General features: G+C 71.6%; 18 protein-coding genes and 1 pseudogene. 8 read left to right on the top strand and 11 right to left on the bottom strand.

The window, feature by feature from the left end; all coding sequences use genetic code 11:
- Positions 1–82: 82 nt before the first annotated feature.
- Entirely contained in the window at positions 83–397 is a 315-nt protein-coding gene (locus ACLQ23_RS19280) for an acyl carrier protein (RefSeq protein ID WP_355597478.1), read from the top strand.
- Positions 394–1,539 carry an alpha/beta fold hydrolase gene (locus ACLQ23_RS19275; RefSeq protein WP_425880890.1) on the top strand — a complete coding sequence of 382 codons (1,146 nt, stop codon included), beginning with the start codon at positions 394–396 and terminating at the stop codon, positions 1,537–1,539. The genes ACLQ23_RS19280 and ACLQ23_RS19275 overlap by 4 nt, the downstream gene beginning before the upstream one ends.
- Before the next feature lie 47 nt (positions 1,540–1,586).
- On the opposite strand, the gene ACLQ23_RS19270 is transcribed toward ACLQ23_RS19275, so the two are convergent.
- On the bottom strand, positions 1,587–2,798 hold the full coding sequence (locus ACLQ23_RS19270; protein ID WP_425880889.1) for a cytochrome P450: 1,212 nt from the start codon (positions 2,796–2,798) through the stop codon (positions 1,587–1,589).
- An 89-nt stretch (positions 2,799–2,887) separates the two neighbouring features.
- On the opposite strand from ACLQ23_RS19270, the gene ACLQ23_RS19265 reads away from it, so the two are divergent.
- On the top strand, positions 2,888–4,123 hold the full coding sequence (locus ACLQ23_RS19265) for a cytochrome P450 (protein ID WP_355597472.1): 1,236 nt from the start codon (positions 2,888–2,890) through the stop codon (positions 4,121–4,123).
- 31 nt (positions 4,124–4,154) lie between these two features.
- On the opposite strand, the gene ACLQ23_RS19260 is transcribed toward ACLQ23_RS19265, so the two are convergent.
- The gene (locus tag ACLQ23_RS19260; RefSeq protein WP_425880888.1) at positions 4,155–5,780 is read right to left on the bottom strand and encodes a hypothetical protein; all 1,626 of its coding nucleotides are present in this window, start codon (positions 5,778–5,780) and stop codon (positions 4,155–4,157) included.
- Positions 5,781–5,834: 54 nt separating this feature from the next.
- Positions 5,835–6,827 (bottom strand): lipoyl synthase, encoded by a 993-nt coding sequence (gene lipA, locus ACLQ23_RS19255; protein WP_355597470.1) that lies wholly within the window; start codon positions 6,825–6,827, stop codon positions 5,835–5,837.
- 442 nt (positions 6,828–7,269) lie between these two features.
- On the opposite strand from lipA, the gene aspS reads away from it, so the two are divergent.
- On the top strand, positions 7,270–8,556 hold the full coding sequence (aspS, locus tag ACLQ23_RS19250; protein WP_425880887.1) for an aspartate--tRNA(Asn) ligase: 1,287 nt from the start codon (positions 7,270–7,272) through the stop codon (positions 8,554–8,556).
- Between the two features lie 38 nt (positions 8,557–8,594).
- Here aspS and lipB read toward each other — a convergent pair whose 3' ends face one another.
- Positions 8,595–9,236 (bottom strand): lipoyl(octanoyl) transferase LipB, encoded by a 642-nt coding sequence (lipB, locus tag ACLQ23_RS19245; protein ID WP_355597466.1) that lies wholly within the window; start codon positions 9,234–9,236, stop codon positions 8,595–8,597.
- A gap of 47 nt (positions 9,237–9,283) precedes the next feature.
- A complete protein-coding gene (locus ACLQ23_RS19240) occupies positions 9,284–11,122 on the bottom strand; it encodes a DUF2079 domain-containing protein (RefSeq protein ID WP_355597464.1) in 1,839 nt (612 codons plus the stop codon).
- Between the two features lie 235 nt (positions 11,123–11,357).
- Here ACLQ23_RS19240 and ACLQ23_RS19235 point away from each other — a divergent pair, with 235 nt between their 5' ends.
- The gene (locus ACLQ23_RS19235) at positions 11,358–12,617 is read left to right on the top strand and encodes an extracellular catalytic domain type 1 short-chain-length polyhydroxyalkanoate depolymerase (RefSeq protein ID WP_355628048.1); all 1,260 of its coding nucleotides are present in this window, start codon (positions 11,358–11,360) and stop codon (positions 12,615–12,617) included.
- Positions 12,618–12,767: 150 nt separating this feature from the next.
- Here ACLQ23_RS19235 and ACLQ23_RS19230 read toward each other — a convergent pair whose 3' ends face one another.
- Positions 12,768–13,667, bottom strand: a complete 900-nt coding sequence (locus ACLQ23_RS19230; RefSeq protein ID WP_425880886.1) for a TIGR01777 family oxidoreductase — start codon at positions 13,665–13,667, stop codon at positions 12,768–12,770.
- Between the two features lie 147 nt (positions 13,668–13,814).
- Positions 13,815–14,813, bottom strand: coding sequence for an aldo/keto reductase (locus ACLQ23_RS19225; RefSeq protein ID WP_355597458.1), 999 nt, complete (start codon positions 14,811–14,813; stop codon positions 13,815–13,817).
- A 55-nt stretch (positions 14,814–14,868) separates the two neighbouring features.
- Between ACLQ23_RS19225 and ACLQ23_RS19220 the strand changes: the two are divergent.
- Positions 14,869–15,216 (top strand): annotated as a pseudogene (locus tag ACLQ23_RS19220) (MerR family transcriptional regulator); the annotation flags it as partial.
- A gap of 134 nt (positions 15,217–15,350) precedes the next feature.
- On the opposite strand, the gene ACLQ23_RS19215 reads toward ACLQ23_RS19220, so the two are convergent.
- Together ACLQ23_RS19215 and ACLQ23_RS19210 are read right to left on the bottom strand one after the other, a co-directional pair.
- Positions 15,351–16,274: an LLM class flavin-dependent oxidoreductase gene (locus tag ACLQ23_RS19215; RefSeq protein WP_425880885.1), complete on the bottom strand. Its 924-nt coding sequence runs from the start codon at positions 16,272–16,274 to the stop codon at positions 15,351–15,353.
- Positions 16,275–16,338: 64 nt separating this feature from the next.
- Positions 16,339–17,673 carry a low temperature requirement protein A gene (locus tag ACLQ23_RS19210; RefSeq protein WP_355597454.1) on the bottom strand — a complete coding sequence of 445 codons (1,335 nt, stop codon included), beginning with the start codon at positions 17,671–17,673 and terminating at the stop codon, positions 16,339–16,341.
- 226 nt (positions 17,674–17,899) lie between these two features.
- Between ACLQ23_RS19210 and ACLQ23_RS19205 the strand changes: the two genes are divergently transcribed.
- Positions 17,900–18,835 carry an SDR family NAD(P)-dependent oxidoreductase gene (locus ACLQ23_RS19205; protein ID WP_425736032.1) on the top strand — a complete coding sequence of 312 codons (936 nt, stop codon included), beginning with the start codon at positions 17,900–17,902 and terminating at the stop codon, positions 18,833–18,835.
- Between the two features lie 108 nt (positions 18,836–18,943).
- On the opposite strand, the gene sucB is transcribed toward ACLQ23_RS19205, so the two are convergent.
- Both sucB and lpdA read right to left on the bottom strand, forming a co-directional pair.
- Complete coding sequence (gene sucB, locus ACLQ23_RS19200) at positions 18,944–20,779, bottom strand: 2-oxoglutarate dehydrogenase, E2 component, dihydrolipoamide succinyltransferase (RefSeq protein ID WP_425880884.1); 1,836 nt, start codon at positions 20,777–20,779, stop codon at positions 18,944–18,946.
- Between the two features lie 66 nt (positions 20,780–20,845).
- Positions 20,846–22,276: a dihydrolipoyl dehydrogenase gene (lpdA, locus tag ACLQ23_RS19195; RefSeq protein WP_425880883.1), complete on the bottom strand. Its 1,431-nt coding sequence runs from the start codon at positions 22,274–22,276 to the stop codon at positions 20,846–20,848.
- Positions 22,277–22,415: 139 nt separating this feature from the next.
- On the opposite strand from lpdA, the gene ACLQ23_RS19190 reads away from it, so the two are divergent.
- Positions 22,416–22,748 carry a hypothetical protein gene (locus tag ACLQ23_RS19190; protein ID WP_425880882.1) on the top strand — a complete coding sequence of 111 codons (333 nt, stop codon included), beginning with the start codon at positions 22,416–22,418 and terminating at the stop codon, positions 22,746–22,748.
- Positions 22,749–22,767: the final 19 nt, after the last annotated feature.

The following is a 22,767-nucleotide window of genomic DNA, read 5'->3' as shown; positions in this document are numbered from 1 at the left end:
GGCTAGGTACGGCCGGGCAGCCCGGTGCAGTCACCGGAACGGGCGACTGACCCCTGCGCGGACGACCGGATTTCGTTACGGGGTGAACCGGACCGAGGTCGGACACGCCGGAGGTGTTGCCATCAGCGACCTGCGCCTGGACGGCACCGACGAGGAGCGGGTCGACCGGATCCTCGCCATCGCGCGTAACGTGCTGTCCACTCCCGACGTCGCTCCCGACGACGAGCTCGCCGATCACGGGGGCACGTCCCTGTCGATCATTCGGATCGTCGCCGAGGCGAGTCGCGCGCTCGGCCTCGACATCGATCCCCGGGACCTGGGCGGGACGGTCACTGTCCGCAACCTCGCCCGCGTCGCGCGCGCGTCGGCGCAGCAACCGCCGGTCGACAAGCCATGACCGGAAGCCCCACCCCCGCGCTGGCCACTCTGGTCGAGGCCGTACGCCAGCTCGAAGCGCTGACCGGACAGGTGGGCCCGTTCGCGCTCCCCGACGACACCTGCGACAGCGCGCCGGATCTGGTCGCCGCCGTGTGCCGTGCGCTGGACGTGCCCCTCACCTTCGACGCGCCGTCGAGCGCCCGGGACCGCGACTTCGCGGCCGTCGCCCTGGCTGCGGAAATCCAGCGGGCGCAGCGCGCTCCCGAACTGGCCGGCCTGCCGCCCGAGGACGGCGCCGCGCAGGCGCGGTGCCTCTACGCGGACGAGGAGGCGGGATACCGGGTACGGACCGTACGCCGGGCGGACGGGACCGTGATCACGGTTGTCGAGTCCGGCCCACGCGACGCCCCGGGCGTGCTGATCTCTCCGCCCTGTTCCCTGAGCTACCGGATCGCGCTGCCGTGGCTGCGGGCACTCAGCTCCTCGTACCGCTGCGTGATCATGCAGACGCGCGGCACCACCGAGCCGATAGTGGACGGGAAGGACTTCGACAGACGGGGGTACGACCTGAGTCATCAGGTGCAGGACCTGGTGGCCGTGGTCGAAGAGCTGGCCCTCGGTCCGGCGCATGTCATGGGGCTCTGCGCCGGAGCCTCGGTGGCGCTGGCCGCGACTGCGCAGCGCCCCGACCTTGTCAGTTCCCTGAGCCTCTGGCACGCCGACCTGGAGATGGGCGGCGACGCGGAGAAGACCGACCACCAGGTGAACCTGCGGGCCCTGATGGACCTGGGCGGCGAGTCCCGCGACACCGCGGCCTGGCTGCGCGGGAAGCTCACCAGCGGCCCGATGACAGGGGTACCGGCGCGGATCGGACCGCTCGTGGTCCGGCCGTACGCCACGACCGAACTCTTCTACCGGTACGCCAAGCTCACCGCGGCGACGATGCACTGGGATTCCCGACCGACAGCCGCCGGCGTACACCAGCCCTGTCTCGTCATCACCAGCGAGGACGACGACACGGCGCACCCGGCCGGATCCCTGCGGCTGGCCGAGATCGTGCCCGGGGCCCGGCTGGTGGTGGCCGAACACGGCAACCACCTGGACGCCTTCCGCGCCACCCCCGAGCAGGTGGGCAGCCTCAGGTCGTTCCTGACGGCCTGACCGGGCGGCCCGCGCTCAGGGTCGGCGGGACCGCCCGTCCCGCAGGGTCAGCGGGGCCCGTCCCGGAGGGTCACAGAGCACGGCAACGACGCGAACCCGCGCTGGTGCGGGGAGTGGATCCACCGCGCCCTGTCCATGTCGAGTTCGTAGTCCGACACCCGCGCCGCCAGTTCCTCGAGCGCCACGGTGATTTCCAGCTGTGCGAGCGGGGCGCCCAGGCAGAAGTGCGGCCCGTGCCCGAAGCTGATCATCTTGCTCGTGTCGCGGTCCAGGTCGAACCGGTCCGGCTCGGAGAACGCCCGCGGATCACGGTTTCCCGACGCGGGAAGCAGCACGACCCGCGCGCCCGCGGGAAGCCGCGTGCCGTGGATCGTGGACTCCTGCGTGAGCGTGCGCGCCGTCATCTGGCTGGCGGAGTCGTACCGCAGCGACTCGTTGCACCAGTCGGCGGCGCGACCGCCCAGGCCCGCCGATCGGACCTCGGGCAGACGCCAGCCGTGGTACCACGCGATCCCGATCTGTTTGCCCGTCGACTCGTTCGTGGCGCTGACGAGGAGGAAGAGGAAGGCGACGAGTTCGGAGTCGGTGAGCGGCCGGCCGTCGACCCGTGCCTCGATCATCGCGGAGGTGAGGTCGTCGCGTGGGCTCCGGCGCCGGTCGCCGACCAGCTCGACGTAGTACTCCGCGAGGCGGAACCCGGCGGCCACGGTGGCGCTCGACCTCGTGTCGACACCGTCCTCACAGTGGTTCAACAGGTCGTTGTCGGCGCGGATCATGTCGCGGTCGTCGTCGGGTATCCCGACGATCTCGCACATCACGTCGTTGGGCAGAGCGGCGGCGAACTCGGTGAAGTCGAACCTCTCCACGTCCAGCAACGGTTCGAGCCGGGCCCGAGCCAACTCGCGCACCCGGGCCTGCATCCCGGCGACCCACCGTGGCTTGAACACGCTCCCGACGAGCCGGCGCATCCGCCCGTGGTCGGGCGGATCCATCGCGAGGAAGAAGCTGGTCTTTGTCGCGTCCGTGCCCCACAGGTCCGGCTCGAGGGAGATGCCGTGGCGGTTGGAATACAGCGCCGGGCTGCGCAACGCGGCGAGCACGTCGTCGTAGCGGGACAGTGCCCAGAAGTTCCGTTCCTCGTTGCGGTAGACGGGCGCGTTCTCCCGCATCCAGGCATAGGCCGGGTACGGGTCCGCGTGCAGGCGGTAGGAGAACGGGTCGTAACTCGGGTCTGCCGCCGTGCTCGTCAGGTACCCCACGGGTGGACCGTACGCAGAGGTGCGCGGCACCTCCTGTCACGCGATCCAGGGGCAGCCGCCCGGAAGGCCGGTGCGGTTAGGTTCTGGGCATGACCGCGTCGGCCTCCGTGCTCGGTGCCGGTACGCCACCGGCCTACGACCCGTTCGACTACCGGATGCACGAGGACCCGTATCCCACGTACGCCTGGATGCGGGCCAACGCGCCGCTGTACCGCAACGAGCGCCGCGACTTCTGGGCGCTGTCGCGCTACGAGGACGTGGAGTTGGCGCTGAGCCGGTCCGCCCTGTTCTCCATCCGCAACGGCATCTCCCTCGAGCCGGAGCTGTGGGATCCGCAGGCGGCGAACCGGATCCTGTTCCACGCCATGGACCCACCCGAGCACGGTGCCTACCGCCGGCTGGCGTCCAGCGCCTTCACCCCGCGTCACGTGGCCAGACTGGAACCACGCATCCGCGAGCTGGCCCGCGCCCGGCTGGAGCCGCTGCGCGACCAGCGCACCTTCGACTTCGCGTCGGACTACGCCGCCGCGTTGCCCAACGACGTGGTCTGCGAGATGCTCGGCGTGCCGCCCGAGGACTGGGACCAGCTGCGGGCCGACACCGACGAGCTCAACCAGCGGGTGGACGGGTCGGACGAGCGAGGTGAGAACTCGGTCCGGGCGGCACTGCGGCTGGCCCAGTACTTCGTGGGGCTGATCACCGACCTGCGCCGTCAGCCGCGCGACAATCTGACCTCCCAGGTCATCCAGTCGGAGGTCGGCGGGGCGAAGCTCACCGACGCGGAGGTCGTCGCGTTCCTGTTCCTCGTCGTCAGCGCCGGCAACGAGTCGACGGGTAAGACGATCGGCAACGCGTGGCTCCATGGTGCGTTGCACCCGGACGTCGCGCAGGCCGGCCTCAACGGTCGCGCCGAGGACTGGGCCAGCGAAACCCTCCGGTACGACTCCGGCAACCAGATGACGGTCCGGTCCCTCACCGAGGACCGGGTGATCCACGGCACCCGGCTGGAAGCCGGCTCCCGGATCGCGGTCCTGCTCGGGTCGGCCAACCGGGACGAGCGGGTGTTCCCCGACCCCGACAGGTTCGACCTCGACCGCGACACGTCGAAGATGATCAGCTACGGTCGCGGGCCGCATCACTGCCTGGGCGCTCCGCTGGCAAAGATCGAGATGACGATCGCCCTGGAGGAGGCCGGTGCGGTCTTCTCCGACTACGAGATCGACTTCGCGAACGCCCGGCGGGTGCACTCCCCGAACCAGCGCGGCTTCGCATCGCTGCCGTGCTCGGTGACCCATCGCCGGCAGTCGGTCAGAGCGGACCGCTAGGGAGTCCCAAGAGGACGACTGGGCCGGGTCCTCAGGCGCGGGGCAGGTAGATCCGCCAGCCGTCGACGGTTACCAGTTCCAGGCTGCCCGGTGCCGCGCGGAGCAGCTCGTCGAGCCGGGTCGCCAGCGGCGACCCGGTCGGCGCCACCCATGCCGCCGTCGCCGCGCGCTCGACCTCCCGGCGGTACGCGGGATAGCGGTCGAAGCCGGGGCGCAGTGTGTCGTCGACGACGGCGCAGACGACGTCCTCCGCGCTGGCGAAGGTGAGCCTGTTGCAGGTCCAATAGCCGGCCCGGACGTGTCGTACGCCGAGCTGACGCAGCGTGCTCACCAGCTCGGCGTGCCGGGCCTCGGCCGCCCGGGTGGGCGGGGCGGTCTGCGTGGCCCGCCAGGTGGCGTGGACGGCGGTGCCCAGCGTGGCGACGAGCACCGCCACAGCGACCGGCCGGACCAGCGTCGACCCGACGCCGCCCCGGTTCGCGGCCGACGGACGCGAGCCGCGCCGAGCCGCCGTCCACAGTGGCCACAGCAGCGCCGGCAGGGAGATGAGCAGGCAGGACAGGTAGCGGGAACTCTCCACCGGGGTCAGCCCGGCGGCACTGCTCACCGTGTACGCGCCGAGCGTCGCCACAGCGGCCAGCACGAGCGCCAGCCGCATCGCGGCAGCGGCCCGGGGCGTCGGGTCGGCCGGTCGGCGCAGCGCCCGCCAGGCCGTGGCGGCGGCGACAGCCAGCAGCACCGGCAGCGCGAGCGCCCACCACAACTGCCAGGTGGCGCACGAACCGGGAGCGCAGAAGCCCATGCCCAGCGGAGGGCCGAGCACAAGGCCCCCGTGCAGCCGGTCGGCCCAGTCGGCGGAGGAATTCGCGCCACTGGCGGCGAGCACGGCGCGCAGGGGATTTCGTCCGTTCACCAGGCTGTGCAGCAGCAACGGGGCCGCCCCCAGCACGGCGGCGGATCCGAGCAGCGCGCCGGCCCGCCCGCGCAGCTCCCGATGGCAGAACCCGACGAGCACCGCACCGGTCGCCGCGACGTACGGCAGCACGAGCGGGTCGACCCAGAGCATCAGGCCGGCCAGGAATCCCCACAGCGCCCAGCGGGCGAGGCGTCGCCCCGGCCGACCGGCGGCCAGGTCCACGGCGAGCAGTGCCAGCGCGACTCCTGCCGCGTTCATCTCCGGGTAGCCGCCGCCGGCGATCAGCTGGTTCTTGACGATCCGGTCGGAGCCCAGAGCCAGCAGCGCCACCACCAGCAGCCCGAACCAGCGGTCCCCGGTCAGCCGCAGTGTCAGGCGCCACGCCAGCAGCAGGAACAGCGCGTACAGCGCCACTGTGGGCAGCCGCAGGCCGAGCACTGACGGCCCACCGACCAGCGCGAAGATCGGCGCGGCGAGGTACGCCTCAAGCGTGCCCATGTACTGCTGGCCGTAGAACCAGACCGGGAAACCCTCGCCCCGGGCGATGTGCAACGCGGCCAACCCCATCGTGGCCTCGTCGCTGTTCGTGGCCGGTGTGGAGTGGGCCAGCAGCCAGAGCCGGTAGCCGATCCCGGCGAGCACTGCCGAGGCGGTGAGCCAACCGACCAGGCCGGGGCGCGCACTCGACCCTGGGCGCGGTCGACCCGCGCCACGCGGCTGCTGGCGTACCCCGGCGGTCACCGCACGATCATGACATCCGGGTGCCGGACGGCGGTGCGGCGCGCTGCCGGCGGGTCAGCCGGCGGCGACCGGCGTGGCGGCGCGGGCGTCGAGGGCCTGCTTGTAGAGCCGGCCGGCCCGGTACGACGAGCGCACCAGCGGCCCGCTCATCACCCCGGCGAAGCCGATCTCCTCGGCCTCCTCGCGCAGCTCCACGAACTCCTCCGGCTTGACCCAGCGGGTCACCGGGTGGTGGCGGGGGGTGGGGCGCAGGTACTGCGTGATGGTGATCAGCTCGCAGCCCGCCTCGTGCAGGTCACGCAGCGCCTGGGAGATCTCGGCTCGCTCCTCGCCCATGCCCAGGATGAGGTTGCTCTTGGTGACCAGGCCGTCGGCGCGGGCCTGCCGGATCACGTCAAGCGAACGGTCGTAGCGGAACGCCGGCCGGATCCGCTTGAAGATGCGCGGCACGGTCTCCACGTTGTGCGCCAGCACCTCCGGGCGGGAACCGAAGACCTCGGCGAGCTGCTCGGGGACGGCGTTGAAGTCCGGGATAAGCAGCTCGACGCCGCAGCCGGGCTGGAGGGCGTGGATCTGCCGGACGGTCTCGGCGTACAGCCAGGCGCCGCCGTCAGGCAGGTCGTCGCGGGCGACGCCGGTGATCGTGGCGTAGCGCAGCCCCATCGAGACCACCGACTCGGCGACGCGACGCGGCTCGTCGGCGTCGAACTCGGCGGGCTTTCCGGTGTCGATCTGGCAGAAGTCGCAGCGCCGGGTGCACTGGTCGCCACCGATGAGGAACGTGGCCTCACGGTCTTCCCAGCACTCGTAGATGTTGGGGCAGCCGGCCTCCTGGCAGACGGTGTGCAGCCCTTCGCGCGAGACGAGCCCGCGCAGCTGGGTGTACTCCGGCCCCATCTTGGCCTTGACCTTGATCCATGGCGGTTTGCGCTCGATCGGCGTCTCGGCGTTGCGCGCCTCGATCCGCAGCAGGCGACGCCCCTCGGGGGCCGCCGTTGCGGTGCGCGCTGCCTGGCCGGTCGTCGGCGCGGAGTGCTCGATCGTCACGAAAACGAGCCTACGCCCGACGGCAGCCGTCTATGTACGCCAGGCGACCGGCGTCACGCCGCAGATGTTGTGACGCCCGACACCGCGCTGCCAAAAAATGCCGTCACATTCGCTGGGATCGGGTGTGTTACGGTCCCAGCCAACAGCGACGACGGAGCCGAGTAGCGCGCCGAACCGCCAGTGCAGAGAGCCGCCGGTGCTGAGAGGCGGTCTGGCGCCGGTGCGCGAAGACCCTCCCGAGCTGCGGGCAGAACGGCGGCGCACGCCTAGTAGAGCCCGCCCGGCTGGCCCCGGTCACCAGGCGACGAACGAGGCTCCCGCCGCGGCGGGAGCGAAGGTGTGGTGGCACCGCGAGGTTCCCGCTCGCCCACACCTCCCTGGGGCTGACGCGACACCGTCGCCCCGGCGGCGGCGTCGCGATCGACCGAGGAGCAGACCCGCCATGCAACGAACCCTGTCCCACCACCTGCCCGCCCACGTCGGCGCGACAGTACGGATCGCCGGTTGGGTGCACCGCCGCCGAACGCTCAAGTCGGTGGTCTTCCTTATCGTGCGGGACGCCGCCGGCCTGGCCCAGGTGGTCGTCACCGACCCGGCCGTCCGCGCCGAGCTGGAGAAACTCACCGAGGAGACGGTCGTCGAGGTCACCGCGACGGTGACCTCTAACGCCGCAGCGCCCGCCGGGGTCGAGCTGACCGACCCGACGGTACGTCCTCTCGGCCCGCCCGCAGTGCCGCCACCGTTCGACCTGTACCGGCCGACGCTCACCGCGAGCCTGCCCACCCAGCTCGACAACGCACCCACAGCGCTGAGGCACCCGAGGCGGTCGGCGGCGCTGCGGATCTCGGCGGCAGCGGTGGCCGGGTTCCGGGCCGCACTCGACGCCCACGACTTCGTGGAGATCCACACGCCGAAGGTGGTCAGCTCGTCGACCGAGAGCGGGGCGAACGTGTTCGCGCTCGACTGGTTCGGCCGGCCCGCGTACCTGGCGCAGTCACCGCAGTTCTACAAGCAGCTGATGGTCGGCGTCTTCGAACGCGTCTACGAGGTGGGGCCGGTGTTCCGCGCCGAGCCGCACGACACGGTCCGGCACCTGGCGCAGTACACCTCGCTGGACGCCGAGTTGGGCTTCGTCGCCGACCACCGGGACGTCATGCGGGTCCTGCGCGACACGCTGGCCGGGATGTTGGGCACTGTCGGTGAGCGGGCCGCGGGCGCTCTGGAGACGCTCGGCGTCGAGCCGCCCACGGTGCCGGCAGAGATCCCGGCCGTGCACTTCACCGACGCGCTGCGGATCGCCGGCGCACCCGCCGACGAGCTGGACCTCGCGCCCGCCCACGAACGGGCACTGGGGGTGTGGGCCCGCCGCGAACACGCCTCGGACTTCCTCTTCGTCACCGGCTACCCGATGGTGAAGCGGCCGTTCTACACCCACCCCGACCCGGCGCGGCCCGCGTACTCGAACGGGTTTGACCTGCTCTTTCGTGGTGTGGAGCTGGTCACCGGCGGGCAGCGGCTGCACCGGCACGCCGACTACCTGGCGGCGTTGGCCGCGCGGGGTGAGCCGGTCGAGCCGGTCGCCGGATATCTGGACGCGTTCCGGCACGGCATGCCGCCGCACGGCGGCTTCGCCATCGGCCTGGAACGGTTCGTGGCCCGCCTGGTCGGGGCGGCCAACGTCCGGGAGGTCACCGCGTTCCCGCGCGACCTGCATCGCCTGACACCGTGAGCGTCACGGCCCTCGGCGTCGCCGCCGGGGGCCGCCGCTCAGACCTCGACGAGGGTGGCGAGCCGGCGCTCGACCACCGGGAGCACGTCGGCGACGGTGATCGGGCGGCCCAGTTCGGCGGTGAGCGAGGTGACGCCCGCGTCCCGGATGCCGCAGGGCACGATCCGGTCGAAGTACGTCAGGTCGCAGTCGCAGTTGATCGAGAAGCCGTGCAGGGTGACACCCCGGGCAACCCGGATGCCGATGGCTGCCACCTTGCGGGCCGGCCCCCTGTCGTCCTCGGGCACCCAGACGCCGCTGCGCCCCTCGACCCGGCCGGCGTCCAGCCCGAACTCGGCGCACACGTCGATGAGCAGTTGCTCGGTACGGCGTACGTAGGCGACAACGTCGACCGGATCGGGCAACCGCAGGATCGGGTAGCCGACGAGCTGCCCCGGCCCGTGCCACGTGATCTTGCCGCCGCGATCGACGTCGACGACGGGAGTGCCGTCCATCGGACGGTCCCACGGCTCGGTGCGCTTTCCGGCTGTGTAGACGCTCGGGTGCTCAAGCAGCAGCACTGTGTCGCCGCGCTCGCCAGCCACCACCGACTCGTGCAGGCGACGCTGCTCGTCCCAGGCGGCCTGGTAGTCCAGCAGGCCGGCGCGGACGGCCGTCAGGCCGGAGGTCGTCGTTGTCACGCCTCCAGCGTAGTCCCGTGGTCGGCGATGATCGCCGGTGAGCCGACTCACCCCGTGCGGTCAGCGGGCGGGATGCGCCAGACCCAGACGTCGTCTACCCGTTCCGGTTCGCCGAACAGTTCGGTGGCGGTACGCCGCACCGCCTCCTCATCGACCTCGAACTTCGCGCCGTGCACCTGGTCGGGCAGGATCACCGCCTCGATCTGCCAGTGCCGCAGGTCGGCCGCCACGTCCCGCCTCGTGCCGTCGGTGATGATCGGCACCAGTCCGGTGCGGCCCGCCTGGTCCATCAACGCGCTCAGGGGTCGGGGCACCGGGCCGATCCGGCCCCGTCCGTCCGGGCCGCCCGGGCCGAGGAAGAACCCGCCCGGGATGGAGAACTCGCCCTGCCGGTGCGACAGCGCGTACGCCTGCCAGCGCTGCCCGTCCGGATAGATGTCAACGGCCAGCGGCACCGGGGTCAGCACCCCGCCCGGGGAGACGTACTCCTTCCAGGTGCCGGAGGTGATGAACTGCGGGATCGGCTCCCGCTCACGGGTCAGCAGCGGCGTGGGCACCAGCGGCAGGAGGGCCACCACGAAGCCGACCGTCCAGGCCAGCTCCGCCGAGCGGTGCCGGGGCGGCGCGGCGCGCAGCTGGTCGAGGGTGTACGCCAGCAGCACCCCGATCACCGGCGCGACCACCAGGGCGAGGCGGGCGGGCAGCGCGGCGTTCACCACCGGCAGTTGGCCGAGCAGGTCGAACGGCATCGGCAGCTCGGTACGCCGTCCGTCGATCTTCGCGACCGGCCCGAACGAGAGCACCGTGAAGATGACCGCGAGGATGCCCAGCGCCCAGAGGGTGGCCCGCCGGCCGCTGTCGGCCCGCCGCCACAACGCCACGAAGCAGACCACTGTGAGCACAAGCAGGGGTACGCCGAAGAAGGAGTTCTCCTCTGTCGGGTTCGGTGCCAGTGAGGTGCCAAGCCCGACCTCGCCGGCCAGCGACCGGCGGGGGAAGGCGGCGAACGCGGCGATGTCCTCGGAATGGATCACCGGGTCGAAGCCGGTCCCGTGGAAGCGTTGCGGCCCGGCGAAGTGCAACCACAGGGGGTACGCCAGCAGGGCCCCGGCGACCACTGCGGTCACCCCGAGCCCGCGCAGGAAATTGGGCAGCACGGCACGCGCCTCGGCCCGGTGGGCCGGGTGCAGCGCCCAGACGGCGACGAACACCCCGAGCGCCAGCGCGGTGAAGAAGAGCCCTTCGGCGGCGATCGAGAAGGCCACCGCCACCAGCACGCCGAGGATCACCCCGTCGCGGAGCCAGTGCCCCGGCCGGCGCAGGGCGAACAGCCGCCAGATCAGCAGCGGCACCAGCCAGCCGGCGGTCCAGTTCAGGTGAGCGTTGGCGTGCGACACCATGCCGGGGGAGTAGGCGATGAACAGGGCGCCGACAGCGGCTGCCAGCCGGCTGCGCACCAGGTGCCGGGAGAACAGCCAGTACCAGGCCAGCGCGGTGGCCAGCAGGTTCAGGGTGAGGATCACCAGGAACGTGGCAGGTGGCCCGATCAGGTACGTGAGCGGGGCGAACACCACCGCGTACACGGTGATCGAGGTGTTGACAGCGAGGTTCACGCCGTCCGGCACGTTGATCAGGTTCGTGAAGAGCGGGTTGTCCCCGTGGGTGAACGCGTGCCCGCCGAAGGCCAGCAGCCACTCGAAGAGCGCCTGGTCGCTGGAGTTGACTGTGATGGCGCGTCCGTTCGGGTCCCGCCACAGGCCACTCGTCACCCAGACGGCTAGCAGGAGCGCCACCAGCACGACGATCAGGTCCGCCCGGCGGTCCCGGACGGCATGCGGCGGTGACGCGGGGGCGGGCCCGGTGGCCAGCGACGGGGAGGACGGCACGCAGCGGACGTTACCAACCGGACCTGGACGGGCCGGTCATACATGCAAGGAGGGGACCCCTGTTATCGCCTGAGGTAGAGGAGGGGGCCCTTCCTAACACGTTGACGGTGCGGGGTACACAGCGGCCGTCGTGAATGTGTGCGCGGGCCCCATGTCATCGCGGTGACACATCGTCGTAACGTTCCCGCAATTCGACGGTGACCCAGTTCACAGTCTGCCCTTCCAGGAGGCCGCCGTGCGCCGCTCCTCGTCCACCCTCACCCGGCTGATCGGCGCGGTCGCCGGGGTCGTCCTCGCCGCCGCGGGCGCGGTCGCCATCGCCGCACCCGCCCAGGCGGCCACCCTCACCCAGGTCGCCAGCTTCGGCTCCAACCCCGGCAACCTCAGCATGTACGCCTACCGGCCGGACAACCTGCCGGCCAACGCCCCGGCAGTGGTGCTGCTGCACGGATGCGTCCAGAACGCCTCCGGCTACTTCGCCAACTCCGGCTGGCAGAAGTACGCCGACCAGTGGAAGTTCGCACTGATCGTGGCGGAGCAGAAGTCCGGTAACAACGCCAACGCCTGCTTCAACTTCTTCGAGGCGGGGGACACCGCCCGGGGTCAGGGCGAGGCGCTGTCCATCAAGCAGATGGTCGACCACGCCAAGGCCAACTTCGGGGTGAACTCCTCCCGCGTCTACGTCAGCGGCCTCTCCGCCGGTGGGGCGATGAGCGCGGTCATGCTTGCCACCTACCCGGACGTCTTCGCCGCCGGGTCGATCATCGCGGGCATCCCGTACCGCTGCGCCACAAGCATGGTCAACGCGTTCAGCTGCATGAACCCGGGCGCGGACAAGACCCCTGCCGCGTGGGGCGACCTGGTCCGTGGCGCGTACGCCGGCTACACCGGCCCGCGCCCACGGGTGGCCATCTGGCACGGCACCTCGGACACCACAGTCACCCCGCTCAACGGCACCGAGTCCCGGGACCAGTGGACGAACGTGCGAGGTGTCTCGCAGACCCCGACCAGCACCTCGTCGCTGCCCGCGAACACCAGCCTGGAGGTGTACGGCAACGACGACGTGCGGCTCTACCGCGTCTCCGGAATGGGCCACGGCACGCCTGTCGACCCGGGCTCCGGGGCCGACCAGTGTGGCACCGCCGCCGCCTACTTCCTGGACACCATCTGCTCGACGTACCGTGACGCGCTCTTCTTCGGCCTGAACGGCGGCGGAACCACCCCGACCCCCACCGCCACGCCCACGGCCAGCCCCACCCCGACCGCGAGCCCCACCCCGACCGCGAGCCCCACCCGGACCCCGACCCCGACCCCCACGGCGGCGCCGACCTGCGTGACGGCCAGCAACTACGCGCACGTGGTGGCCGGTCGGGCGTACCAGTCCGGCGGCTACGCCTACGCGAACGGCTCGAACCAACGGATGGGCCTCTACAACACCTTCTACACAAGCACTCTGAAGCAGACCGCCGCCAACTACTGGGTCATCGGCTGCTAACGCCCGCCCGGCCCCCGGCCGCTGCCCCCGGCTGCCGCCCCCGGTCGCTGCTCCCCGGCCGCCACCCCCGGTGATCATGAGGTTAGCGGGACGATGTGCCGATGAGGCCCCCGGCAATCTCATGATCGCCGGGGGAGGGCGGCGGCCGGGTTACTCCTTTAGGGCGGCGTGCAGGGCGCCGGGCAGGTCGGGGTGGCGGTACCGGTAGCCGGCGCGGGTCAGCACCCCGGGCAGGACGCGGGTGCTGGTGAGGGCCTCGTGGGAGAAGCCGCCGAGCGCCACCTTGAGGGCCAGCGCGGGGATCGGGATGATCGCCGGCCGGTGCAGTTGGCGGGCCAGCTCCCGGGTGAACTCGGCGTTTGTCACCGGGTTCGGTCCCACCACGTTGACGGGTCCGGCGATCTCGTCGTGGGTCAGCAGGAAGACTGTCGCGTCCAGCCAGTCGACCATGGAGATCCACGGTAGCCACTGCCGGCCGCTGCCCAGCCGACCGGCGATGCCCAGTCGGAACGGCAGCAGCTGTGGCTTGAGCAGCCCACCGTCGCGGTGCAGTGGCAGGCCGGTCCGCAGCCGCACCACGCGTACCCCGGCGTCCTCGGCCGGCCGGGTCGCGGCCTCCCACACCCGGCAGACGTCGGCGAGGAAGCCCTCGCCGGCCGGCGCGTCCTCCTCGACCACCCGGTCGCCGGTGTTGCCGTACCAGCCGACGGCCGACGAGTTGAGCAGCGCCCGGGGACGGTCGGTGGCGGGTAGCCCGGCGATCGTTGTCGCCAACGTGCCGCTGGTGTCCACCCGGCTCGTGCGGATGAGCCGCCGGTAGTCGTCGTTCCAGCGCTTGTCGCCGACGCCGGCGCCGGCCAGGTTGACCACCGCGTCCACCTCGGCGACAACGGCCGGGTCGAGCTGCCCGGCGGCCGGATCCCACCGCCGTTCCTGCGGATCGCGCGCCTGCCGGCGCACCAGCCGGGTGACCTGATGCCCGTCGGCCGTGAGCCGGTCGGCCAACCGGGTGCCGAGGAAGCCGGACGCGCCGGCCAGAAGGATCCGCATGCCCCCATCCTTACCCAGAACGCCGCCGGTGGACGCGCCCCGCCCCCACCCCGCGCCGATCTTGCACTTCGTGTCGCCGTTCTGCCGGGCAAAGTCCGTTCTGCCCAGGCAGAAACTGCAAGATCAACGAGGGGTGGGTGGGTCGCGTCAGGTCGCGGGGGTTGGGCGTAGGTCGGCCAGGAGGTCTTCCACCTCGGCATACGCCTCGGGGCTCAGCGGGCCTTGCTCCAGAACGGTCAGGTTCTCCTCGGCCTGGGCCACAGTGCGTAGGCCGGGGATCGGCACGGTACGCGGGCTGCGCGCCAGCAGCCAGCCCAACGCGCCCTGCGCCAGGGTGCGCCCGTCCGCGGTGAGCGCCTCCCGGACCTGCTCCACCCGTGCCGCCCAGCGGGGCGTCGGTCGGCCGTCGGTGAACCACTGCAACCACTCGGGTGCCCTACCGCGTACGTCGTCCGCGCCGAGGGCCCGGGTCGAGCCCGTGAGCAGCCCCATCGCGAGCGGCCCCCGGTTGAGGCTCGCCAGGTCGTAGGTGTCGCAGACCGCCAGCACCGCCGCGTTGTCGCTCAGCACCGACTCGTCGTGCTGGATGGCGACGCAGTGCGGTCCGGCAGCCGCGAACGCCTCCGCCGAGGCCGGGTTGTCGGTGCTCCAGCCGTACCCCCGGATCTTGCCCTGGTCGACCAGGCCCTCCAGGGTGGCGACCAGGTCGAGCGCGGCGGGCACCGTCAGGTCGTTGATGTGCAGTTGGTAGAGGTCCACGTGGTCGGTGCCGAGCCGGCGCAGCGAGTCCTCCAGGCTGCGCACGGCGAACGCCGGACTGGCGTCGGTGCCGAGCGCCCGCCGGGTGCCCTCGTCGCTGACGTTGCCGAACTTGGTGGCGATCACCGCGTCGTCGCGGCGGCCCGCCAGGGCCCGACCGAGGATCCGCTCGCTGTGCCCGGCGCCGTAGTTGCTTGCCGTGTCGAACAGCGTCACCCCCAGGTCCAGCGCGCGGTGGATGGTGCGGATCGACTCGTCGTCGTCCACCTCGCCCCACCCGAACGGCTGCCCGTCGTCACCCCAGAGCGGGCCGCCGATCGCCCAGCAGCCCATCCCGATCGCGCTCACCTCGATGCCGCTGCGTCCCAGCGTCCGTGTCGTCGTCATGCGGACCAGCCTCCAACCTGGAGCGCACTCCAGGTCAAGGGCTAACATCTCGGCCATGACCGGTTACGCGCCCGCGGAGGCCGCCCGGCGCAGCGGCTTCAGCCTGGACACCCTGCGGTACTACGAGAAGATCGGCCTGCTCGCCGACGTGGGTCGTACGGCGGGCGGGCGGCGGGTCTTCACCGACGACGACCTGAGCTGGCTGGTGCTGTTCCGCTGCCTGCGCGACACCGGGATGCCGATCGCCCAGATGTGCCGCTACGCGTCCCTGGCCCGCGAGGGCGAGCACACCACCGACGAGCGACGTGAGCTGCTGCAACAGCACGCCACGCAGGTCCAGGAGCAGATGCTTCTGCTCCAACGCCAGTACGACCACCTGCGAGAGAAGATCCGCTTCTACGAAGGGCTGCCCGGCGCGGCGGCGCACCACGACGAGGCGCACCACGACGAGGCGCGCCACGACGAGGCGCGCCACGACGAGGCGCGCCACGACGAGGCGCGCCACGACGAGGCGCGCCACGATCCGGCGCGTGACGATCAGGCGATTGCCGCCAGCCGGGGCAGCAGCGAGGCCAGCGGGTCGAGCGCGTCGGCGCGTACCACGTAGCGGGTGACGCCCCAGCGCCGCCGGTGCGCCGCCACCGCGGCGACGATCTCGTCCGGGCTGCCGATCAGCACGAACGGCGTGGCCAGCAGCTCGTCGACGGTCAGGTCGGTCTCCTCGGCGATCTGCTCCGCGGCGGCCTGAGCACCGTCGCCCACTGCCACCTTCTGCACCAGCGCCTCCAACGCCGGCGGGTCGTTCCGCCCGGCCGCTCCGGCCGCGACCGCCGCCAGTTGCGCGTCGAGCTGCGCGGCACGCCAGCGCACCTTGTGGTTGTGGCCGTCGGCGAGGGTACGGCCGAAGCCGGTAAGCCCCACCACGTCGGCGTGCGCGCCGGCCCAGCGCAGCAACTCCGTGTTCGCCGTGCCGACGGTCAGCGGGATCCGGGACCCCACCGGGTGTGGCCGGTCCAGCCGCGCGGCACGCATCACGAGGTCGGCGGACTCGACGGTGACCTCGTCGCCGGCCAGCAGCGCGCGTACGGCCTCGGTCACCGCGATGCAGCGGCGTACCCGGCCGGCGACGTCGGGGCGCTCGCGTCCGACCGCACGCCACTCGGCCGGGGTGTGGCCGGCGCCGATGCCGAGCCGGGCCCGCCCGCCGGAGACCAGGTCGAGGGTGGCCACGTCGGTGGCGAGCAGGGCCGGTTCGCGGACGCCGGCGTTGGAGACGTACGAGCCGAGCCCGAGGGTCGAGGTGACCGACGCGGCGGCGGCCAGTGCGACGAACGGCGCGGGCACCCCGCCCGGGTGGTCGCCGACGAGCAGCGCGTCGTAGCCGGCGGACTCGGCCCGGCGGGCGAGCTCGCACCAACTGGCGGCGTCGGACGGGCTCGCCTGGACCGAGAAGGTGATCACGCGGCTCAGCGTGCCTGCCACGGCACGGGTACGGCCAGCGATTCTGCCAAGGGGAGAAGGCTGGTCAGGGGGTGGGTTTCTCCGGCTCGTGCTTGTCGTGCCAGCGTGCCCGCCAGGCGGCCTCGCTGGCCTCGTGGGTGGTCCGTTCCTCGAAGACGACGGCCCGCAGCGCGTGCCGTGAGCTCGACAGCACAAGCACCTCGACGGCCACCAGGCCGACGCAGATCGCTGTGGCGAGGGCGAGCGCGCCCAGAGCCGGCAGGTGCTGGCCGAGCGGCAGGGCCACCGTCAGCGCCACGATCACGCCGATCCGGGTCCAGGTGACTGTGTGCAGGGTGCGCAACTGGAACAGCAGGTTGACGGCGAAGTAGCAGATCAGCCCGCCGAAGAGCATCGGCACGGCGGGCCCGTCGATCCGCTGCGCGGGCCCGCCGGCCGGGTCGGTGACCTGGTGCAGGATCTCCTCGCTGCCGATGGAGAAGAGGATGATCCCGGCGATCATCGGCAGGTAGAGGTACGCGTAGGCGTCCCGGGCCATCGCCACCCGTGGGCTGCCCTCGGCCGCGTGCAGGGCGATCCGGGCCGCCGGGCCGATGAAGTCGAAGTGCGCCCACCACAGGGCTGCGGTGAGCACGATGCCGAGCGTGGCCGCCGCCACCGCCGGCCAGGTGACCTCTTGGCCGAGCAGGTTGCCGCCGACGCCGACGGAGATCACCGACTCGCCCAGCGCGATGATCAGGATGAGGTCGTAGCGCTCGGTCCAGTGCTCGGCGCTTGTCACCCCCCAGCCCCACGTGCCGACGATGAAGCCGGTGGCGTACTGGACCAGCACCACGGCGATCCACAGCCCGTCCCGGACTATCGCGGCCGTGTCGGTGTCGGCGATCTGGAGCGGGATCAGCGCGGCGGCCAGCAGCAGCACGATGCTCGCCACCAGCTCCGGGGCGAAGCGGCGCAGCTGTCGGCGCTCCTGCGGGCTGTCCCGCACCACATGCTGGTACAGGACCATGTGTACGCCCCGGACCACGACGTAGCTGATGGCCACCAGCATGGGGCCGGCGGCACCTCCCCTCGGGTCGCTGAACGCCTGCGGCAGCCCCAGCGCGAACGAGAACAGCGCGGCCATGGCGATGACCATGAGCACCGGTACGTAGCCTTCGCCGAGCCGGACCCGGGTGGCCACGAGGCTGTGCACGACCCAGCACCACCAGAGCACGGCGAGCACCAGGCCGGCGTGCAGCAGTTGCCGGCCGGAGATGTTCGCGGCGGTGGCCCGGGTGATGATGAAGAACGAGAAGACGAATACCAGGTCGAAGAAGACCTCGAACCTGTCCACGCGGGCGCCGGGGGCGATCGGGACAGCGGGTCCCAGATGCCCACGCCGCCGGAAGCCGCCCACGGTCCCACTCTGGCAGCGTATGGCGCGGTCGGAGGCCGAACGGGCCAGCCTGCGCCTGGTGCCGCAGCTGTCCGGGGCAGCGGCGTCGCAGGCTCAGCGCGCGTGCCGACACCCGAGGCGGCGGCGTCGAGCGTTACCTCCGGCCCGGGGCGGGAAAACACCTCGACCGTGCCTCCAGCAGTCGTTCGCGGTCGCAACGACCGCCCCACCCGGACAAGGATGGACAATGACGACTAACAACCCGATCACCACTCCGTTCACCAACGAGTCCACGGCGATGGACGTGATCCAGGGCGTGGACCTCGGCGGACGGCGGGCGATCGTCACCGGCGGTTCGTCGGGCATCGGCGTGGAGACCGCCCGTGCCCTGGCCGGCGTCGGCGCCCAGGTCACCCTTGCCGTGCGCAACACCGACGCCGGGCAACGCGCCGCCGACGACATCACCGCCACCACAGGCAACGACCAGGTCCTGGTCGCCCCGCTCGACCTCGCCGACCAGGGGTCGATCGCCGACTTCGTGGCCAACTGGGACGGCCCGCTGCGCATCCTCGTCGACAACGCCGGCATCATGGCCGCGCCCCTGAGCCGGACCCCGCAGGGCTGGGAGATGCAGTTCGCCACCAACCACCTGGGCCACTTCGCGCTCGCCACCGGGCTGCGGAACTCCCTCGCCGCCGCCGACGGGGCCCGGATCGTCTCGGTCAGCTCCGCCGCCCACCTGCGCTCCCCGGTGGTCTTCGACGACATCCAGTTCGACAGTCGGGAGTACGAGCCGTGGCAGGCGTACGGGCAGTCGAAGACGGCCAACGTGCTCTTCGCTGTGGAGGCGAGCCGCCGCTGGGCCGACGACGGCATCCTTGCCAACTCGCTCATGCCCGGCGCGATCAAGACCAACCTGCAACGGTACGTCAGCGAGGAGGAACTGAGCCGGATGCGCGCGGGCAACGCGGCGGCCTGGAAGACAGCCGAACAGGGCGCCGCCACGTCGGTGCTTGTCGCGGCCTCGCCGTTGCTCGACGGGGTCGGTGGGCGCTACTTCGAGGACTGCCAGGAGGCGGGCCTGGCCCAGCCTGGTGAGCGGCGCGGCGTCGCCGAGTACGCGCTGGACCCGGAAGCCGCCGAACGGCTCTGGCAGGTCTCCACGGCCCTGTTGAAGGGCTGAGACCTGGACTGTCGCGCCCGAACGGCCTCGTGCGGCGGTCCTGACACCAGCCGAACGAAGAGGCGCCCCGGTCGACGACCGGGGCGCCTCTCGGCGTTGCTATGACGATCAGGCCAGACCCAGCTCCGACTCGAAGTTGCCGGCCTCCAGCCGCTCCTTGACCGCGGTCAGGAAGCGGGCCGCGTCGGCGCCGTCGATCAGGCGGTGGTCGTAGGACATGGCCAGGTAGACCATCGACCGGACCGCGATGACCTCGCCCAGATCCGGGTCGTTGACAACCACCGGACGCTTCACCACGGCACCCGTGCCCAGCATCGCCGACTGCGGCGACGGCACGATCGGGGTGTCGAAGAGCGCGCCCCGGCTGCCCGTGTTGGTGAGCGTGAAGGTCGCACCGGCGATCTCGTCCGGGCTGATCTTGTTGGTGCGGGTCCGCTCGGCCAGGTCGGCGACGCGCTTGGCGATGCCGCCCAGGTTGAGGTCACCCGCGTTGTGGATGACCGGCGTCAACAGGCCACGCTCGGTGTCCACGGCGATGCCGAGGTGCTCGGCCTCCGGGTAGGTGATCGTCCCGCCTTCGAGATCCATCCGGGCGTTGACGATCGGGTACGTCTGCAGCGCCTCGATCGCCGCCAGCGCGAAGAACGGCAGGAAGGACAGCTTCACGCCGTGCCGCTGCTGGAACGAGTCCTTCGCCTGGGCGCGCAGCTTCGCGACCCGGGTGACGTCCACCTCGACCACGGTGGTGAGCTGCGCCATCTCGTGCAGCGACTCGTGCAGCCGGGTGGCGATGGCCTTGCGGATGCGGGGCAGCTTCTCGGTGGTGCCCCGCTTGCCGCTGGGCTGCGGCTTCGCGGCCGGCTTGGCCGGTGCCGCCGACGACGCGGCGGCCGGCTGTGCGGCGGCAGGGGCGGCCTTGGCCTTCTCCGCAGCGTCGAGGACGTCCTGCTTGCGGATCCGGCCGCCAACGCCGGTGCCGCTGAGCGAGGACAGGTCGACGCCGTGCTCACCTGCCAGCTTGCGTACCAGCGGGGTGACGTAACCCACGACCTCCTCGCCGTCGCCCTGTGCGGGGCGCTGCGGGGCGCTCGTCGGGGCGGACGGCTGCGCGGCCTGCTCGGTCTTCGCCGGCTGCGCCGAGGACTCCGTCTCCGCGGCCGGCTCGTTGTAGGACGTGCCCGGGGTCGGCTCGTCGACCTTCGGCTCCGGCTTCGGCTCGGCCTTCGGCGTGGGCTTGGCCTCCGCCTTCGGCTCGGGCTTCGACTCGGGCTCGGCCTGGGCGGGAGCACCACCAGCGGCGCCGATGACGGCCAGCTCCGCGCCGACGTCGGCGGTCTCGTCCTCGGCGACCTTGATCTCCAGCACGGTGCCGGCGACCGGGGACGGGATCTCCGTGTCCACCTTGTCCGTGGAGACCTCCAGCAGCGGCTCGTCCACCTCCACGGTGTCGCCGACCTGCTTGAGCCAGCGGGTGACCGTACCCTCGGTGACACTCTCGCCCAGGGCCGGCATCTTCACCGCGGTGCCCTCGCCCGACGGCGCGGCGGCCGGAGCCGGCGCCTCGTCCTGGGCCGGTGCCTCGTCCTGTGCCACCTGGTCGGCGGTGCCCTCGGCGGCGGCGGTCGGCTCGGCGGCCGGCTCCACTGCCTCGGCCGGAGCCTCCTGCTGCTCCTGCGGTGCGGCCTCGCCGCCACCCGTCGACTCGCCCTCACCGGCGATGACGGCCAGTTCGCTGCCGACCTCGGCGGTCTCGTCCTCACCGACCACGATCCGGCTCAGCACGCCCGCCGCGGGCGACGGGATCTCGGTGTCGACCTTGTCGGTCGAGACCTCGAGCAGGGGCTCGTCGACCTCGACGGTGTCGCCCTCCTGCTTGAGCCAGCGCGTGACGGTGCCCTCGGTGACGCTCTCGCCGAGCCGGGGCATGGTGACCGATACCGGCATGTTCTCCAGACTCCTTCATTCCCCTAGGGGATCTTCGCCCGTCGCCGGACGCCGCGGTTTGGGTGATCAGGCGTGCGCGTGCAGCGGCTTGCCGGCGAGGGCCAGGTGCGCCTCGCCCAGGGCCTCGTTCTGGGTCGGGTGGGCGTGCACGAGCTGGGCGACCTCCGCCGGGTACGCCTCCCAGTTGTAGATGAGCTGCGCCTCGCCGACCAGCTCACCCACCCGGGCGCCGACCATGTGTACGCCGACCACGGGGCCGTCCTCCACCCGGACCAGCTTCACGAAGCCGGTGGTCTTGAGGATCTGGCTCTTGCCGTTGCCGCCCAGGTTGTAGTTGTAGGCCTTGACCTTGTCGGCGCCGTACTGCTCCTTGGCCTTCGCCTCGGTCAGGCCCACCGACGCCAGCTCCGGGTCGGAGTAGGTGACCCGCGGGATGCCCACCTCGTCGATGACCGCCGGGTTCTGCCCGGCGATCTCCTCGGCGACGAAGATGCCCTGCTGGAAGCCGCGGTGCGCGAGCTGAAGGCCCGGCACGATGTCGCCGACCGCGTAGACGTTCGGCACGCTCGTGCGCAGCCGCTCGTCGGTGAGCACGTAGCCGCGGTCCATCTTGACGCCCTGCTCCTCGTACCCGAGGTTGGCGGTGTTCGGGCCGCGACCGACGGCGACCAGCAGCAGCTCGGCCTCCACGGTCTCGCCGCCGGAAATGGTCAGCTTGACGCCGTTCTCGGTCTTCTCGACCTTCTCGAACGGCTTGCCGACCTTGAAGTTGATCTTCCGCTTGCGGAACGCCCGCTCCAGCGCCTTCGACGACTCCTCGTCCTCGGCGGCGACCAGCCGGGGCAGCGCCTCGACGATCGTCACGTCCACGCCGAAGGACTTCCACACGCTCGCGAACTCGACGCCGATCACGCCGCCACCCAGCACGATCACCGACGACGGCACCCGGTCCAGGGTGAGCGCGTGGTCACTGGTGATGATCCGCTCGCCGTCGACCTCCAGGCCGGGCAGGCTCCTGGCGTACGAGCCGGAGGCCAGCACGACGTTGCGGCCGGTGTAGCGCTTGCCGTCGACCTCGACGACGTTCTTGCCGACCAGCTTGCCGGCGCCAGCGACGAAGGTGATGTCCTTCGAGCCGCCCACCAGACCCTGCAAGCCCTTGTAGAGCCGGGAGATCACGCCGTCCTTGTAGGCGTTGACCGCCGCCATGTCGATGCCGACCAGCTCGGCCTTCACACCGAACTGCTCCGACTCGCGGGTCTGGTCGGCGATCTCGGCCGCGTGCAGCAGCGCCTTGGTCGGGATGCAACCGTTGTGCAGGCAGGTGCCGCCGAGCTTGCCCTTCTCGACCAGCGCGACCTTAAGGCCCAGCTGGACGGCGCGCAGGGCGGTGGCGTAACCGCCGCTGCCACCTCCGAGGATGACGATGTCGAAGGTTGCGTCGTTCGGCTCGCTCACGTCCAACTCCCAGGTCGCGTCGCTGCTTCGGGGGGTCACAGAGGGGTAACACGGACACCCCACCTCGGTCATCTTGTCACCATGCGGCACAGGGCGCGTAGTGAGGTGCCCAACGACACGTCATCGACACGTACCCTTGGCACCGTTGTCGACGACGGAGCATTGGGGGAGATGTTCGGTGGGGTTGTTCCGACGTCGCAAGAAGCCGCGTGTGTCGAGCCTCGACCGCGCGGCCGACAGTGGCGACCTGGCCCATCTCGAAGCCTTCATCCGCAGCCGGCGCGGCGTCGAAGCGTTCATCGAACCTCGGACGACGGTCACCGAGACCACTGTCATCCTGATCGCCGACGACGGGGAGTGGACCCGCCGTCGCATCGACGGCCCGGACGGCGCGCGGCGCTTCGCGTACCGGATGGGGATTCCGGTGTACGACGTGCGGCTGATGGGCTACCCGCAGAGGATGCGCGACTTCAACGAACGCCGCAAGCGCCGTCCCGACCAGGAGGTGTAAGGAAGGGCCCCTTCTTAAC

Source organism: Micromonospora sp. DT41 (genome assembly GCF_049841715.1).
Lineage (GTDB): Bacteria > Actinomycetota > Actinomycetes > Mycobacteriales > Micromonosporaceae > Micromonospora > Micromonospora profundi.
This window is presented reverse-complemented; position numbering and strand designations above follow the sequence as displayed.